The organism is Tenacibaculum profundicola (assembly GCF_057220795.1).
Map to the genome: position 1 here is coordinate 1,754,783 of NZ_CM170137.1, position 17,595 is coordinate 1,772,377.

The window sequence follows — 17,595 nt, forward strand, 5'->3', positions numbered from 1 at the left end:
TATGGAATTCAAAAATTATACTGATTACAAAAGAATAGAAGATCTAAAAAGGTTAAAGTTTATTCAAAAAAGCATTAACTTGTTAAATAAGAAAGAGGCAAAAGTTTTAGATGTAGGATGCGGAAACGGTAATATCTCAATGCAGCTTGGTTATGCTGGATACAACGTTTTAGGAATAGATGTTTCTAAAGATGCTATTGCGATGGCAAAAAGAAAAAACAGCTTGAAAAATATCAAATTTAAAGCCATTGCTGCCGAAGAGTTGGATATACATAATAAATTTGACGCTATTGTATGCAGTGAAGTAATAGAACACCTAAATGAACCTATAGCGGTTATTCGTTCATTAAAAAAATTACTATCCCAAAAAGGAGTACTCATTGTAACTGTTCCAAATGGATTTGGGCCAAGAGAAGTATTTATTACCAAACCTGTTCAATGGATTTTTAAACATAACAAAACCCTATCCAAACTCTTACTTAACATCAAAAAAATACTTGGATTCAAGGGTACAACAATTCAATCAAATGCACCTGACTTAACTCATGTGCAGTTTTTTTCAAAAAAATCACTTTTAACAACTATTTCTAATGAAGAACTAAAACTGCAAAAGTTTGAAGTATCAAATTTCATTGAGGCCGTTTTTCCATTTTCATTAATTACCAAAAGAATCATTTTTCTTCAAAAAATAGATTGTTGGATGGCTGACCTACTACCCAATAATTTTGCCAGTGGTTTTATGACAACATGGGTTCAATCAAAATAAAAAGTAATGACAAAAACAAAATTTAACATATTAATGACCATTAGGCAAGGAAAAATTGGCGGTGGTGAAACCCATGTATTAGACCTAGTAAAAGAGATTGATACTTCGATTTTTAAAATCTATGTTCTTTGTTTTACTAGAGGTCAAATGGTTGAGAAACTTGTTGAAATGAATATCCCTTGTCATGTAATTTATTCGGAAAAACCATTTGATTTTAGCATTTGGAGAAAGGTGAAAAATTTAGTGAAAGATTTACAAATTGATCTAATTCATGCTCATGGAACTAGGGCTGTTTCCAATTCTTTTTGGGCTGCAAAAACGCTTTCTATTCCGTTAATCTATACAGTTCATGGATGGTCATTTCATCAAGATCAATTTTTTTTAGTGTATACCATAAAAGTTTTTATTGAAAAATTCTTAACCCGTAAAGCTGATACTGTTATTAATGTTTCTGAAAGTAATTTGAACGAAGGCGTAAAAAAATTCAATTTAAAAAAGGCCATTGTTATTTGTAATGGAATTAACAGAAATAAATTTAATCCGACCCTAACATTCAAAGATATTAGACAAGAGTTGGCTATTCCAAATGAAGTAACACTCGTTGGATATATCGCTCGAATTACAACTCAAAAAGATCCTTTTACAATGATTCGGGCTATTGAAATAGTATTAAAAGAAACAAAAAATATATTCTTTTTAATCATTGGTGATGGAGAATTAAGGAAGCCAACTGAATCATTAGCAAAACAACTTAACACAACCAACAATGTGCTATTTACAGGTTTTAGAAATGACATTCCTTCTTTGTTAAATGCTATTGATATCTACTGCTTACCTTCTTTGTGGGAAGGATTACCGATAGGGTTACTGGAAGCAATGAGTATGAAAAAAGCTATTGTAGCATCAGCTGTTGATGGCACAAACGAACTTATAGAACACAATAAAAACGGAATTCTAATACCTTGTAAAAACCCAGAGGAGCTGGCAAAACAGCTCCTTAGATTGCATTACGACAAACCGTTGATCGAATCAATCGGAAATAAAGCTGAATCATTAATTAAGATGAATTTTAATATCAAGAAAATGACACTAGAAATCCAGAAGGTATATCAAAGAATTATAACTCGTTAAAATTATAAATTGAGCTTATAAGGTTTGTAAGAACATGTATCACTATAATAAAAGTATAAAATAATGAAACCATAAATACTCATGATTAAAGGAAAAAATATTATTTGTATTTCCTTCACAACTTGGGAAGGAAAATTCACAAAATCAACAGTTCAGATATTGTCTTTATTAGCAAAGAATAATTCTGTACTATTTGTTGAATATCCACGAACTTTAAAGGATTTAGTAATTGCTGTTTTAGGGAAAAAGAAAGCGCCTGTATTAAGAATGCTTGGCATAAAAAAAAGACTAAAAGAGATTACATCCAACAGAGGAACAAGGATTAAACACCTTGTAATGCCTCCTATGCTACCCATTAATTTTGTGAAAAATAAGAGTGTTTATATGATACTTTCTAAGGTAAACACTTTTCTTTATAGACGTCAAATTAAAAAAATTTGCAAAAAACATACCATTGAAAATCCAGTCGTTATCTCTGCCTATAATCCTGATTATGGGTTGGCGACTATTGGAAAACTAAACGAACATTTAAACATCTATTATTGTTACGACGGAATGGATCTTTTAAGAAACCACTGGATGACAATTATGCAAGAGAAAATTTATTGCAAAAAAGTAGATGGAATAATTACAAGCTCAGATTTTTTGAAAAATCAAAAAAAACTATTGAATCCAAAGAGTTTTGTTGTTAAAAATGGCGTAGACTTCAAGTTGTTCAAACCTTTCGGTAAAAAAGAACCCCATCCAATAGAACGTATAAAAAAAGTTGGATATGTTGGCTGTTTAGATTACCGCTTTGATATTGATTTAGTAGAATATACACTACAGTCAATGCCTGATGTCCTTTTTGAATTTACCGGTCATTTATCAAACACAACAATTGTTGAAAGACTGTCATCATATTCGAATATTAATTTTTACGATTCGGTGAAACCAAAAGAAGTTCCGAAACTACTGGCTAGTTATGATATAGGAATCATACCTTATAATTATTTGGAAATAAATAAGGGGATATATCCTTTAAAAATAAACGAATACTTAGCTGTAGGACTTCCTATAGTAATGACAAGTTTTGCTCCTCTTGCAGAGTTTAAAGAGATTGTGAGAGTGAGTAATACTAAAAAAGAATTTATGCAATTCATTCAAAATGAAATAAAACTTGATTCAAAAGTAAAAATCCAGAAAAGAATTGAATTTGCTGAAAAAAATTCGTGGGAACGAAGAGCTGAAAAGTTTGATCAAATTATAGACAAGCTTTGGAACGAAAAATAAATACGGGAATTTCTGAGGATATTTCCCTAGAATATAATAATAATAATATCTAAAAATTATAAGGAATGCATATCTTAAACCTAATATTTGAAGTAATAGAATACGCTCTAAGCATCTATTTTGGATTGGCTAGTATTTACATATTTGTTTTTGCCATTTCGGGATGCTTCTATCGTGAAAAGCAATGTAAAAATGACCTGAAAAAACATAAAATAGCCATACTAATTCCCGCCTATAAAGAAGATGAAGTTATTTTAGAAACTACAAAATCTGCCATGCAACAAAAATACCCTTTAAATCTCTTCGAAGTGATCGTAATTGCAGATTCTTTTCTAGAGAAAACTCTCTCTAATCTCAAAAAAATGCCTGTCCGGTTAATTGAAGTATCCTTCAAAAATAGCACGAAAGCAAAAGCATTGAACAAAGCACTAGACACTATTGGAAATCAATACGATATTGCATTAATATTAGATGCCGACAATATTATGGAACCCTTTTTTATTTCAAAAATAAATAAAGCTTTTAATGAAGGGTCAAATGCTATTCAAACTCATAGAGTAGCTAAAAACTTAAATACATCAATTGCTGTGCTAGATGCCATTAGCGAAGAAATAAATAATCATATCTTTAGAAAAGGTCACAGCTCATTGGGGTTATCATCAGCTTTAATAGGCTCAGGAATGGCTTTTCATTATTCATTTTTTAAGCAAATCATGAAAACCATCAAAGCAATAGGTGGTTTCGATAAAGATTTAGACTTTAAAATCTTGAGAAAAGGATTTACTGTTGACTATTTAAACAATGCTTTTATTTTTGACGAAAAAATACAGCGTTCAGCAGATTTTAAAAATCAACGTAAGAGGTGGCTATCAACAAAATTTGTTCATCTCAAAAAGAATTTTCTAATTGGTATACAAGAGTTTTTTAAGGGCAATTTCATCTTTCTAGATAAAGTATATCAAATGATTGCCCCAACCAGAATACTCTTATTAGGCATTGTCACAATCATAACAATTTGTTACTTTTTAATTGATATTCTATTTGTTTCTAAAAACACCAGTATCCCCGCATATTATTGGTACTCGATATTTTTAATAACTGTTGCTTCATTTTTAATGGCTACCCCTAAAAAGTATTATACCCTCAAAACATTTATAGCAATTTTTATGCTCCCTAAAACTTTCTTTATCATGTTTACCTTACTATTTAAATTAAAAGGAGTTGATAAAAAATTCATTCATACAAAACATCAATCATTTAATAATAATACATTATGAAAATAGGAATTGAAGCACAACGGTTGTTTAGATTAAAAAAATACGGTATGGATAGAGTTACCATTGAGCTAATTAAAAATCTCCAAGAAATAGATAAAAAAAATGAATACTATGTATTTGTGAGACCTGGCGATGACAATGATGTTATAACTGAATCGCCTAATTTCAAAATTGTTTTAATAAAAGGTGGTTCATACCCTATTTGGGAACAATATCACCTGCCAAAAGTTGCTCAAAAATATGGCTGCCAAGTTTTACACTGCACAAGCAGTACAGCTCCGATTATATCTAACATTCCTTTAATTTTAACACTACATGATACCATTTTCTTAGAAAATAATTTTTTTAATATTTTAAAAGGAGGTGGAACAAACTATCAAAAATCTGGAAATATTTACAGACGATTTATTGCATCTCAAATAGTTAAAAAAAGTAAAAACATCATAACCGTTTCCAACTTTGAAAGAACGCAAATTATAGATCACTTTAAGCTTAAAAAACAACAAAGTATCACCACCATTTATAATGGGGTAAGCACGCACTTTAAGCCTATTAAAAAGAAATCGGAACTTAAAAGGGTTAAGGAAAAGTACAAATTACCTGATCATTTCTTATTTTTCATGGGAAATCAAGACCCACGAAAAAACACCAAAAACACCTTAAAAGCCTTCGCTAATTTTTCACAACAATTCACCAAGTATAAATTAGTGATGTTGCACTATGAAGAAGCTAAACTTAGGAAAGTATTATCAGATATAAAAGAGCCTCAGATCCTTAACAATTTACTATTGATAGACTTTGTTGACGATAAAGATTTACCTTCTATCTATGCACAAAGTACCATCTTTTTATTTCCTTCAAAGAGAGAAGGTTTCGGAATTCCTTTACTTGAAGCCATGGCTTGCGGAGTTCCGGTTATAACATCAAATACTTCTTCTATGCCAGAAATTTCTGGAGAAGCTGCACATGTAATAAACCCTGAAAAGCCCATGGAAATTTCGCAAGCTATGGTGAAAATAATTTTAGAAGAAGAATATCGCAACCTTCTTATTCAAAAAGGATTGGAAAGATGCAAAGATTTTTCTTGGAAAACCATGGCTAAAAAAGTTCTAACCATTTATATCAAAACACTAAACGGTCTATATTTACTATGATAATGAAAAATATCATTGGTATTCTCTTTACAATTAGTAAAAATAACAAATAGATTATGGAGACATTAAAAAATAAAATAAAATCGAATAAACGACTTAAAAAAATTATTCATAAATCGATTCTTATCCCGAATCAAGCCAGACCTAGGTTATGGGTTAAATGGTTTGTCAATCCTTTTTTTCATAAAAGAGGTTACGCTTCTTGTGTTAGAAAACGTACTCGTCTTGATGTAGTACCCTGGAACAAATTCGACCTAGGCAAGGAATCAACTATTGAAGATTTTTCAGCTATTAATAATGGAGTAGGTGATGTTATTATAGGTAATCGAACGCGAATAGGGTTGTCGAATACAATTATTGGACCAGCAGTCATTGGGAATGATATAAGGTTTGCTCAAAACATTGTATTGTCTGGTTTAAACCATAACTATTCAGATGTAACACGCCCCATACATGAACAAGGAGTATCTACTTCCTTGGTCACTGTTGAAGACAATTCTTGGATAGGTGCAAATTCAGTCATTGTTGCGGGAGTTACCATAGGAAAAAACTCAATTGTTGCAGCTGGTAGCGTTGTAACAAAAAATGTCCCTCCTTTTTCAGTTGTCGCCGGAAACCCTGCCAAAGTTATAAAACAATATAACCCCAAAACAACCATTTGGGAAAAAATCAAAAAATAAGATGAAAACATTAGAAGTGCTCTTCGCTTTACTGCTATTCCTTATCTTTTACACTTATATAGGTTATGGTATTCTGTTGTACGTACTAATTAAAGGTAAACGCCTATTTAAAAACAGTAAACGTTTAAAAAACGAAGTCAAGTATCAACCTGAAGTAACCTTGTTAATTCCTGCTTATAATGAAAAAGAATATATAAAGCAAAAAATGAAAAACTGCCAGCAGTTAGATTATCCCAGAAGTAAACTAACCATAATGTGGGTTTCAGATGGTTCAAATGATGGCACAAAAGAATTGTTAAATAAATTCGATAACATACAATTATTTCACATTGCAGAGCGTAATGGAAAAATAAACGCTATCAATAGAGTTATGCCTTATGTGGTGACTCCAATTGTCATTTTTAGTGATGCTAATGCAATACTGAGTACCGATGCTATTTCAAGAATCGTAAACTGTTTTAGCAACCCAAAAGTTGGTTGTGTTTCAGGGGAAAAACGGATTTTTAAAAAGAAAACAGATACTGCTTCTGGGTCTGGTGAGGGAATCTACTGGAAATATGAATCCTTATTAAAAAAATGGGATGCCGAACTTTATTCTGTGGTTGGTGCCGCTGGAGAACTTTTTGGTGTAAGAACCCACTTATATGAAGAGGTTGAGCCAGACACCTTACTTGATGATTTTATTATTTCACTGAGAATTGCCATGAAAGGTTATACCATTCAATATGATCCAAAGGCATACGCTATTGAAAAAGCTTCTATGAATGTAAAGGAAGAATTCAAAAGAAAAATACGGATCTCTGCAGGTGGTATTCAATCAATAATTAGGCTCAAGAAACTGTTAAATATATGTAAGTATAAAACCCTTTCCTTTCAATATATCTCTCATAGAGTTTTGCGCTGGACCTTAACACCAATTTGTTTATTTCTATTAATTCCTGTTTCAACAGTTCTTGCCTATAATGAAGGGTTTATACTGAGTGGAAAATATAGTTTGTTTTTTTTCTTACAATCGCTATTTTATGCAACCGCTATTATAGGTTGGTTTTTAAAAGACACATCTATTAAATCAAGAATTCTTTTTGTTCCTTTCTATTTTTTTATCATGAATTGGTCGGTCTATTTAGGGGCTCTCCGATATTTTAGTAACAAACAACCTGTTATATGGGAAAAAGCAAAAAGAAGCAAATAATCGATTGCAGGCTATCTTTTATGTACTCCAATGATACAATTTTGAATTTTTATCGAACTTAAAAAACTGTCATGTGCGTCATTAAAGTATACCTCCTTTTAAATTAATCAATGACGAACGATCTAGTACTTCCTCCAAAAAACCAATAGCTCTTATACTTCGAACACCTGACTTACAGTACACTACAATTGGCTTTGTTGTGTTTAACTCACTAAATCGCTGTGATAGTTCTCCTAAAGGAATATGTTGACCTCCAATATGATGTTCATTTCGTTCCCACGTTTCTCGAACATCCAATAAATTGTAATAGCTACGATTCTGCTCTAATTCTTCTCTAGTGATTTCCTTACTGATCCTTTTCATTCCACAAAACAACTCATAATCATCTTCTAAACTAGTTATCTCAGATGTATCTGTTTTATGGAATTTCAAAATCATTTGTCGCATACTTAACGTATCATACATCAATAATTTATTAGATAGAACTTCTCCCATTCCACAAATAATTTTAAGTACTTCGTTAGCTTGTAAACTTCCTATGATTCCGGGCAAAACCCCTAATACACCAATCTGCGAGCAGTTAGGAGACTCTTCAGGTTTTGGAGGTATTGGATACAAGCACCTATATGTAGCACTTCCTTGGTAATTAAAAACACTTACCTGACCTTCAAACTTAAAAACAGCTCCATAAATCAATACTTTATTTGCTATGACTGAAGCATCATTTGTCAAATATCTAGTCGCGAAATTATCGCTTCCATCAACAATGATATCATACTCTTTAAATAATACAATCGCGTTCTGATTGGTTAATTTTTCTTTATATACATTGAATTTGATAAATGGATTCAGTTTTGATAATTTATTTGCTGCCGTTTCTGCTTTTGAACAACCAATGTCATCCACAGTATACAAGATTTGACGTTGTAGGTTACTTTGATCTACCACATCATCATCAATAATCCCGATAGTTCCTACACCAGCTGCAGTTAAATATTGTAATACTGGGCATCCTAATCCCCCTGCTCCTATCACAAGTACTTTTGCTTGTTTAAGCTTTAACTGCCCCTCTTCTCCTATCTGTTCTAAGATAAGATGGCGATTATACTGTTGTTTTTCTTGTTTTGTTAAATTCATTTTTACAAATTACCCGAAATGTTCCCAATCTTTCCAAACTACCTCTAACCCCTGTTTTTTAAGCATTGTTACAACTTCTTCTGTACTTCTTTCATCCGAAATTTCAAATTGTTCTAACGACTGAGGCTCTACCGAATACCCTCCCGGATTGGTTTTTGATTCAGCACTCATAGAGGTAGCGCCTAAATTAACGATATTATTTCTAAATATTTCACTCTCTCTAGTTGACATGGATAATTCTACGTCTTCATCTAACAACCGGAAAGCACAGATTAACTGAACCAAATCCGAATCAGTCATTTCAACTTTTGGTTCTAATCCTCCCGAATGTGGACGTAATCTCGGAAATGAGATAGAATACTTTGTTTTCCAATAACTTTTCTGCAAATATTTTAAATGCAGTGCTGTAAAAAAACTATCGACTCTCCAATCTTCTAAACCAAATAAAGCCCCCAGACCAATTTTATGTATTCCCGCCTTTCCTAATCTATCTGGTGTGTCTAAACGATACTCAAAATTTGATTTCTTTCCTTTAGGGTGATGTTTTTTGTATTCTTCTCTATGATAGGTTTCCTGATACACCAATACAGCATATAAACCATTATCTATCAACAATTCATAATCATGTTGATCTAAAGGCTGCACTTCAATAGTAATATTCGAAAACTGAGAACGAATTAATCGAATAGCATTTTTAATATAATCGACACCAACAGTTCTATTGGCTTCACCAGTTACCAACAAGATATGATCATATCCTTTTTGTTTTAAAAAAGCGACTTCTTTTAGGATCTCATCATCCGTTAGTGTTCTTCTTGGGATTTTATTCGTTAAACTAAATCCGCAATAAGTACATATATTATGGCATTCATTACTCAAGTACATAGGAGCGTACATCTGAATGGTATTCCCAAATCGCTTTTTCGTTATCATACGACTCATCTGTGCCATTTGTTCCAAAAATGGTTTTGCCGCAGGAGAAATCAACGCTTTAAAATCTTCCAAATCGCGTTTGTCTTTGCCTAAAGCATACTGAACATCTTCCGTTTTTTTATCAAAAATTTCTTGTAAAGTAGCCTCCCACTGATAGGTGTCAAATATTTTTTTGAAGCTCCCCATCCTTTAACTCAAAAAACTCGTTAAAGGGCTACTTGACACAGCCTTTTTATGTGCTACTGGTGCTAATTTAGCTTCATAAGCCATCCTTCCTGCTTCCACGGCTTTTTTAAATGCTATGGCCATGATTACTGGATTTTGAGATACTGCAATAGCTGTATTTACCAACACTGCATCGGCTCCTATCTCCATAGCACAGGCAGCATGTGATGGAGCTCCAATACCCGCATCAACAATAACTGGTACATTAGACTGTTCTATAATAATCTCTAAAAACTCGAGTGTTTTCAATCCTTTATTACTTCCTATAGGTGCCCCTAAAGGCATCACGCATTGTGTTCCTACCTCTTCCAGTCGTTTACACAACACTGGATCAGCATGAATATAAGGCATTACTATAAACCCTTTTTTTACTAATTCTTCAGCAGCCTTAAGCGTTTCAATAGGGTCTGGTAATAGATATTTAGGATCTGGATGAATTTCTAACTTAATCCAATTGGTTTCTAAAGCCTCTCGTGATAATTCTGCCGCAAAAACCGCTTCTCTTGCTGTTCTAACACCTGATGTATTCGGTAATAAATTTATTCTTGAATGACCTAGATGGGTTAGCATATCATCTTCATCATCCTGAACATCTACGCGCTTTAAAGCCACTGTTATTAATTCACTTTCTGAAGCTAATAAAGCTTCTTTCATTAATTGTGACGAGCTAAATTTTCCTGTTCCTGTAAATAATCTTGAGTTAAATTCTTTGTCCCCTATTTGTAATGTTTTCATTTATTACGTTTTTTAACACCCTAATTAATGGTTTACTAAATTTTGTACACTTTCTCTCGTGTACTATCTGTTTTTAATATTTTATGGAGTATCGGTATTGTATTAAAGTTTCTTGTAATCTCCCCTGATACGGCTATGCCATAAATTCCTGTTTTCAAAATTCCCGGAACATCTTGTACAGTTATTCCTCCTATGGCTACAATCGGAATTTCTGTTTGTAGCATTTCCATCAACATTTTATAACCCGCTAACCCTAGAACTGGACTTAATTTTTTCTTCGTGTCTGTAAATCGATAAGGGCCTAACCCTATATAGTCTATTTTCTTTTCAAGAAGTTCTTTACAATCTTCTAGAGTATTAGCTGTTCCACCTATTGTATACAGCTCTCCTAAATAGCTTCTTACTTTTAATGGACATGCGTCTGTTTTTCCTAAATGTACTCCATCTGCCTTTACTTCTTTGGCAATCTTATAGTAATCATTTACAATTAACCTTGTTTGATAGTGAGCCGTAATTTCTCTGGCTTTTTGAGCAGTTTTTAGTACTGTTTTATCGTCAACATCTTTCATACGAAGCTGTACCCATTCTGCTCCTGTAGCACATGCTTTCTGAATGTTTTCTAAATGCTCCTCTGGTTTTGTACCCTGAGTGATATAATGTAATTTACTTATCATGTTGATAGGTGTGATTCCCTAAAAGGGATTGATTTGAATGTAAAAATTGTTCTGTATATCTCTTGGCGTTTATAGCGGATTTTTCTATGGATAGCCCTACTGCCAAGTTAGCTGCTAAAGCTGCAGATAAAACGCAGCCGCTTCCATGTTTCTCGAATATTTGAATTTCTTTTGGTTCTATTGATAATTGCTCTGTTTTGTAAAAATACACTTCATCCCATCCTTTTTTATCCGTTCTATGACCTCCTTTTAGGTACACGTTAGTTCTTTCTGCTATAAATTCAATGGTTTCTTCAACGGACTTCTCAGGAAACAACGCTTTTATTTCATCGTAATTTGGCGTTACAAAATGACAGCTTCTTAGTACACTTTCAAGCACTTCAATTTCTTGGTTCTCATGAAAATTAAACCCTGCACTGGCCTTTAAAACCGGATCTAGTATAATTTTTATTGTTGGATTTAAGTCTTTAAGCTTCTGGATTACATTACTTAAAACCTTCCATGATTGAATAATTCCTACTTTAACCGTAGAAATAGAAAAGCGCTCAAATAAAGTTTCTAATTGAGAGATAATTATCTGTTCCTCTACCCAAAAACAATCCTTGAATTCTATATCATTTTGGATTGTTATTGCCGTGCACACGGATAATCCATACAAATTATAGGCTTCAAACGTTTTAACATCTGATGTGAGTCCTGCCCCATTGGACGGATCGAAACCTGCAATGGTCAGTATGTACGTTTGTTGTTCCAAAATTTACCTCTTATCTTATTACTACTATTTAATTTTTGGTATCCATTTCTAATTTTTATAAAACTGTCAACAGGATTCTCTGTATTCCAAACTCCGCCTAAAACACCAACACCCTGAAAACCAAGCCTCATTGTTTCTTGAAGCGTTTCTGTATTAATCCCTCCCATACCGACAATGTTTTTCTTAATATGCGTAACATCGAACCTTCTTCCTTCATAGCCATGTTTCGAAATAGATGAAAACACCGGACTTAATAAATGATAATCAAAAACATAGATTTCATTTTCCAATACGGTAGGCTCATGAAAAGAACTACTTACGGTATATCCTTTATTGGTAAACCGTAAGCAGTATTCTACTAGTTTATCTCCCAAGTCAATTCTAGATTGCTCTTGCAAATGAATTCCTTTTATAGTAAAGTCATTGACCAATTCATGGAAATAATGTACTACAATCCTATCATGATATTTTTTATTTACCTGATGTAAATACGCTACATGTTCTTTATAACTTTTATCAGGTTTTCTAACATGATAGTACTCTAACCCTTCATCAAAAAGCTGATGTAAGATCTTGATTTCATTATGAATATCTTTCTCTGGTGCTATTAAAACAATCACAAATTTCAATTTGAGAATTATGAATTACAAATAGTTTTATATATTTATTTGCAATTCATACTATCTGTTTAACATTTAATTATAAGTATACTTCTGAACCTTTGCTTTTAAATTCTTTAGATTTTTCTTCCATTCCTTTGGCAAAAACCTGATCTCCCTCTACCTTGTTTTCAGCAGCAAAATCACGTACTTCCTGTGAAATTTTCATAGAACAAAATTTAGGTCCACACATAGAGCAAAAATGAGCAATTTTGGCTCCTTCAGCAGGTAATGTTTCATCATGATACTCTCTTGCCAACTCAGGGTCTAACCCTAAATTAAACTGATCTTCCCACCTAAACTCAAAACGTGCTTTACTCAAAGCATCATCTCTATGTTGCGCTCCTGGGTGTCCTTTTGCTAAATCAGCTGCGTGAGCTGCTAGTTTATAGGTAACCACGCCTGTACGAACATCTTCTTTATTAGGCAAGCCCAAATGTTCTTTTGGTGTTACATAGCACAACATAGCACAGCCAAACCAGCCAATCATAGCTGCTCCAATACCAGAAGTAATATGATCATAACCCGGAGCGATATCTGTTGTTAAAGGGCCTAACGTATAAAAAGGAGCTTCATCACAAGCTTCCAATTGTTTGTCCATATTCGCTTTTATCATATGCATCGGTACGTGTCCAGGACCTTCAATAAAACACTGTACTTCATGCTTTCTTGCTATTTTTGTTAGCTCTCCTAAAGTTTCTAATTCAGCAAACTGAGCCTCATCATTGGCATCTGCAATACATCCTGGACGCAAACCATCCCCTAACGAGAAAGCCACATCGTATGATTTCATAATTTCACAAATTTCCTCAAAATGCGTATATAAAAAACTCTCTTTATGATGTGCTAAACACCATTTTGCCATAATAGAACCTCCACGTGATACAATTCCTGTAATTCGTTTTGCCGTCATAGGTACATAACGCAGTCGGACTCCTGCATGAATTGTAAAATAATCTACTCCTTGCTCGGCTTGTTCAATTAACGTGTCACGAAATATTTCCCACGTTAAATCTTCGGCTATTCCCTTTACTTTTTCTAAGGCTTGATAAATAGGAACTGTTCCTACGGGTACTGGTGAATTACGAATAATCCATTCACGCGTTTCATGAATATTTTTTCCTGTAGATAAATCCATTATGTTGTCTGCACCCCAACGACAAGCCCAAACGGCTTTTTCAACTTCCTCTTCAATAGAAGAAGTGGTTGCTGAATTACCAATATTTGCGTTTATTTTTACCAAAAAATTACGTCCTAAGATCATTGGCTCTGCCTCTGGGTGATTAATATTTGAAGGAATCACGGCACGGCCCCTTGCTACTTCATCTCTTACAAATTCAGGAGTTATTTTAGCAGGAATACTAGCACCGAAATCCTGCCCAGGATGTTGCTTGGATAAACGGGTCATTTCATCTATTCGTTGATTTTCACGAATAGCAATATATTCCATTTCAGGGGTAATAATTCCCTTTTTTGCGTAATGTAATTGTGTTATATTTTTTCCTTTCTTTGCTTTCAAAGGTTTTTTGAGGTGATTAAAACGTAAATGATCTAAACTCGAATCATTCAGTCTGCTATTACAATATTCTGATGAAAAATCTACTAATTGTTCAACATCTCCTCTCTCTAGAACCCATGGTTCACGAATACGTTCTATACCATTATGAATATGTATCTCTTTGTTTGGATCCGTATAAGGCCCTGAAGTGTCATAAACAGTGACTGGTTCATTTGGAGATCTTTTTTTAGTCATAGAATCAATGGTATCACTCAACTCAATTTCGCGCATCGCCACTTTAATTTGCGGATACATTTTCCCTTTTACGTATACCTTTTTAGAACTAGGAAACGGGTTTCTAGTAATCCCATCTCGTTTTGGTGCTGTGTCTTTTTTCTTCATTTTAAGGTTATTGTTAGCTTGTTACTATATAACTTTTTATTATTGTTAGCCTCCTTGAGTTGATTTAATAATTAGAACACTATCATTATTTTGTATTAATTGAGAAGCCCATTTTTCTCTTTTAACTACATTGTTATTAATTGCAATTGCAATACCGTTTGTTCGAACGTTAAGTTCGTGTACCAATTCAATAACAGTTAATGTTTTAGAAAAATATTTTTGAATATCGTTTACTTTAATGGCAATCATGTTCATTTATTTAAAGTAAACTATAGAAGAAATTTTAGCTCAGTTTTTTACATAATGCTAAAAAGAATGTTATAACTTTTCCCTACGCTGGTGTTAACCATATCAGGTTCTAAGGATATGTCTCAAACTAGTTACCTAGCTACTCCTAAAGTTTACCATGGCAAATATAGTAGTTTATTTTTATGATTGGTGTTTTTTAGTTCCTCATTTCAAAGCACTTATCACAAAACCTCTGCAAACAAGTTAAACCCTTTATTTTCAAATTTTTAAAATATGTAAATGATTATCATAACCATAGGACGAAGGCTCCTCCATAAAAAGATTAACCCCGAATTATGAAACAAAAAAGAGATTTTTTATACTATCGCAGAAGTCAAAAACGATCGACGAGTAAGATCCGTATTGTAATTATTATACCTGTTATTCTTTTAAAAAAAATCTACATAAAAAACGAGCCTTCTTACAAAGGCTCGTTTTTTATGTAGATTTTTACATTATAATAACTATAAGTTCTCTATTGTCTTGGTAACACCTTCAAGAACTTCAAAAGCAGTTTCTGCCATTTTATTTCCTCTCAAATCTAATAGTGGATTTACTTCAACCAGTTCTAAGCAAGCAACTTTTTTACTTTCTAATAATTGATTTATTATGTCAATTACTTCATATTGATCAAAACCCTTAGGAACAGGAGTTCCCGTTCCGTAAGACACCATATCGCAATCCATTGCGTCTACATCAAATGAAACATAAATCACATCACAGTTTTTTAATCTATCGAGCGCCTCAGCTACACAAGTTTCTAATCCACGAAAACGAACTTCAGCTACTTTATAATTTTTAATTCCGTGCTTTTCCATTTGCTTTTCTTCTGGAGCCTCAGTATCTCTTACTCCAAAAAAGACAATATTTTCAGGCGCCACCTTTTGTCCTGGCACACCAACATTTTTCATTCTTTCCCATAATTCCGATGTTTCTCTATCAACATCATTGACTTGACATTCTTTATTATCATCCGCAATTGCAGCGGCTAAAGGCATACCATGAATATTTCCTGACGGAGAGGTATATGGTGAATGTAAATCTCCATGGGCATCAATCCAAACCACCCCAACCTCTTTAGTTGAGTTTGCGGCTTTTATCCCGCTTATCGTTCCCAAAGCTGATGAGTGATCACCTGAAATTACTAAGGGGAATTTTCCTTCCTGTAAATTCACCTTTACGTGATTCGATAATCGTTTACACTGATTAAAAACGTTTTCAATTCTTTTCGCAAACGAATTATTCTCTCTATTGTAAATTGATTCATTCTCTGTAATTACATCCTCGAATTCAAATCTCTCAAAATAATTACTTCCTTTATTTATTGCTGCTATTTCAACCGCATCAACTCCCATATCAGAACCTCTTGTTCCAGCTCCTATATCGGATCTATTTTTTATAATTTTTACTTCTTTCATTTTGCAAGTCTGAATTGAATAAAAAATGTCATCTAATCTTAACATTAAATGACATTTTATCAGTTTTATCTCTTACTAATTTTAACGAATGGACGGTAATTTTCTCCCACATACATCTGGCGTGGTCTTCCAATTGGCTCTTTGCGTAAGCGCATTTCTCTCCATTGTGCAATCCAACCCGGTAAACGTCCCAAAGCGAACATTACGGTAAACATTTCAACAGGAATTCCCATCGCACGATATATAATTCCAGAATAAAAATCAACATTCGGATACAACTTTCTTTTTACAAAATAATCGTCATTTAATGCCTCTTGTTCTAATCCCTTGGCAATATCTAGTACAGGGTCTTCAATTCCTAAATCTGCTAAAACTTCGTCAGCTGATACTTTAATTATTTTAGCTCGTGGATCAAAGTTTTTATAAACACGATGACCAAATCCCATTAAACGGAAAGGGTCTTCCTTGTCTTTGGCTTTACCCATATACTTTTTTGTATCACCTCCATCTTTTTTAATAGCCTCTAACATTTCTAGAACAGCTTGGTTTGCTCCACCGTGTAAAGGGCCCCAAAGTGCAGAAATTCCAGCAGATAATGAGGCAAATAATCCTGCTTGAGATGAGCCTACAATTCTAACTGTTGATGTAGAACAGTTTTGCTCATGATCAGCATGTAATATTAATAACTTATCTAGTGCGTCTTTTACAATTGGATTAATTTCATACTCTTCATTTGGTTTTTCAAACATCATCTTCATGATATTTTCTACATATCCTAATTTTCGAGAACCATAATGCAATGGTAACCCTTTTTGCTTACGCATTGTCCAAGCAACTAAAACAGGGAATTTCCCCATAATTTTAACAATTGCATTGTACATTTCTTCTTCTGAGTCAACATTTACAGAAGTAGGATTAAACGCTGTTAATGAAGAGGTTAGTGACGACAACACTCCCATTGGATGCGCATTCTTAGGAAATGCATCAATAATTTTTTTAATATCATCATCTACAATCGACTCTTCTAAAATATCATTGTAAAATTTATCTAATTGTTCTTTGGTAGGTAATTCTCCAAAAATAAGAAGATACGCAACTTCTAAAAAATCAGCTTTATCCGCTAATTCCTCAATAGAATAGCCTCTATATCTTAAAATTCCTTTCTCTCCATCTAAAAATGTGATAGCACTTTGGCAAGAACCAGTATTTTTGAACCCTGGGTCGATAGTCACAATTCCTTCTGATGCTCCTCTTAACGTTTTTATATCGATTGCCGTTTCATTTTCTGTTCCTTTTACTAAAGGAAATTCATACGTATTTTCGCCAATTTGTAATTTTGCTATGTCTGACATTTTTTATCTAAAATTTTTATAATTGAAGTGAGTCGCGAAGATACCATT

The 17,595-nt window shown here is 33.2% G+C and carries 17 protein-coding genes and 1 riboswitch; of the genes, 7 read left to right on the forward strand and 10 right to left on the reverse strand.

Annotated elements, in window-relative coordinates; all coding sequences use genetic code 11:
* The first annotated feature begins 1 nt into the window (after position 1).
* The 7 genes from AC2TDS_RS07395 (at position 2) to AC2TDS_RS07425 (ending at position 7,472) form a co-directional block, all read left to right on the forward strand.
* A complete protein-coding gene (locus AC2TDS_RS07395) occupies positions 2-766 on the forward strand; it encodes a class I SAM-dependent methyltransferase (protein ID WP_484738461.1) in 765 nt (254 codons plus the stop codon).
* 6 nt (positions 767-772) lie between these two features.
* Positions 773-1,897 (forward strand): glycosyltransferase family 4 protein, encoded by a 1,125-nt coding sequence (locus AC2TDS_RS07400; protein WP_484738462.1) that lies wholly within the window; start codon positions 773-775, stop codon positions 1,895-1,897.
* Positions 1,898-1,978: 81 nt separating this feature from the next.
* Positions 1,979-3,169 (forward strand): glycosyltransferase, encoded by a 1,191-nt coding sequence (locus AC2TDS_RS07405; protein ID WP_484738463.1) that lies wholly within the window; start codon positions 1,979-1,981, stop codon positions 3,167-3,169.
* A gap of 65 nt (positions 3,170-3,234) precedes the next feature.
* Positions 3,235-4,446: a glycosyltransferase family 2 protein gene (locus AC2TDS_RS07410; protein ID WP_484738464.1), complete on the forward strand. Its 1,212-nt coding sequence runs from the start codon at positions 3,235-3,237 to the stop codon at positions 4,444-4,446.
* The gene (locus AC2TDS_RS07415) at positions 4,443-5,600 is read left to right on the forward strand and encodes a glycosyltransferase family 4 protein (RefSeq protein WP_484738465.1); all 1,158 of its coding nucleotides are present in this window, start codon (positions 4,443-4,445) and stop codon (positions 5,598-5,600) included. The genes AC2TDS_RS07410 and AC2TDS_RS07415 overlap by 4 nt, the downstream gene beginning before the upstream one ends.
* A gap of 56 nt (positions 5,601-5,656) precedes the next feature.
* Positions 5,657-6,280, forward strand: a complete 624-nt coding sequence (locus tag AC2TDS_RS07420) for an acyltransferase (RefSeq protein WP_484738466.1) — start codon at positions 5,657-5,659, stop codon at positions 6,278-6,280.
* A 1-nt stretch (position 6,281) separates the two neighbouring features.
* The gene (locus AC2TDS_RS07425) at positions 6,282-7,472 is read left to right on the forward strand and encodes a glycosyltransferase family 2 protein (RefSeq protein WP_484738467.1); all 1,191 of its coding nucleotides are present in this window, start codon (positions 6,282-6,284) and stop codon (positions 7,470-7,472) included.
* 81 nt (positions 7,473-7,553) lie between these two features.
* Here AC2TDS_RS07425 and moeB read toward each other — a convergent pair whose 3' ends face one another.
* From moeB to AC2TDS_RS07475, 10 genes are all read right to left on the reverse strand, one after another.
* Positions 7,554-8,609, reverse strand: coding sequence for a molybdopterin-synthase adenylyltransferase MoeB (moeB, locus tag AC2TDS_RS07430; protein ID WP_484738468.1), 1,056 nt, complete (start codon positions 8,607-8,609; stop codon positions 7,554-7,556).
* Between the two features lie 9 nt (positions 8,610-8,618).
* A complete protein-coding gene (gene thiH, locus AC2TDS_RS07435) occupies positions 8,619-9,728 on the reverse strand; it encodes a 2-iminoacetate synthase ThiH (protein ID WP_484738469.1) in 1,110 nt (369 codons plus the stop codon).
* A 3-nt stretch (positions 9,729-9,731) separates the two neighbouring features.
* The gene (locus tag AC2TDS_RS07440) at positions 9,732-10,502 is read right to left on the reverse strand and encodes a thiazole synthase (protein ID WP_484738470.1); all 771 of its coding nucleotides are present in this window, start codon (positions 10,500-10,502) and stop codon (positions 9,732-9,734) included.
* Positions 10,503-10,537: 35 nt separating this feature from the next.
* Complete coding sequence (thiE, locus tag AC2TDS_RS07445; RefSeq protein ID WP_484738471.1) at positions 10,538-11,176, reverse strand: thiamine phosphate synthase; 639 nt, start codon at positions 11,174-11,176, stop codon at positions 10,538-10,540.
* On the reverse strand, positions 11,166-11,930 hold the full coding sequence (locus AC2TDS_RS07450; RefSeq protein WP_484738472.1) for a bifunctional hydroxymethylpyrimidine kinase/phosphomethylpyrimidine kinase: 765 nt from the start codon (positions 11,928-11,930) through the stop codon (positions 11,166-11,168). Before AC2TDS_RS07450 ends, thiE begins: the two co-directional genes overlap by 11 nt.
* Entirely contained in the window at positions 11,906-12,550 is a 645-nt protein-coding gene (locus AC2TDS_RS07455; protein WP_484738473.1) for a thiamine phosphate synthase, read from the reverse strand. Before AC2TDS_RS07455 ends, AC2TDS_RS07450 begins: the two co-directional genes overlap by 25 nt.
* Before the next feature lie 79 nt (positions 12,551-12,629).
* Positions 12,630-14,489 carry a phosphomethylpyrimidine synthase ThiC gene (thiC, locus tag AC2TDS_RS07460; protein WP_484738474.1) on the reverse strand — a complete coding sequence of 620 codons (1,860 nt, stop codon included), beginning with the start codon at positions 14,487-14,489 and terminating at the stop codon, positions 12,630-12,632.
* A 45-nt stretch (positions 14,490-14,534) separates the two neighbouring features.
* Positions 14,535-14,738 (reverse strand): sulfur carrier protein ThiS, encoded by a 204-nt coding sequence (gene thiS / locus AC2TDS_RS07465; RefSeq protein WP_484738475.1) that lies wholly within the window; start codon positions 14,736-14,738, stop codon positions 14,535-14,537.
* 62 nt (positions 14,739-14,800) lie between these two features.
* A riboswitch (TPP riboswitch) is annotated at positions 14,801-14,895 on the reverse strand.
* A gap of 346 nt (positions 14,896-15,241) precedes the next feature.
* Positions 15,242-16,195 carry an arginase gene (locus tag AC2TDS_RS07470; protein ID WP_484738476.1) on the reverse strand — a complete coding sequence of 318 codons (954 nt, stop codon included), beginning with the start codon at positions 16,193-16,195 and terminating at the stop codon, positions 15,242-15,244.
* A gap of 65 nt (positions 16,196-16,260) precedes the next feature.
* On the reverse strand, positions 16,261-17,547 hold the full coding sequence (locus tag AC2TDS_RS07475; RefSeq protein WP_484738477.1) for a citrate synthase: 1,287 nt from the start codon (positions 17,545-17,547) through the stop codon (positions 16,261-16,263).
* Positions 17,548-17,595: the final 48 nt, after the last annotated feature.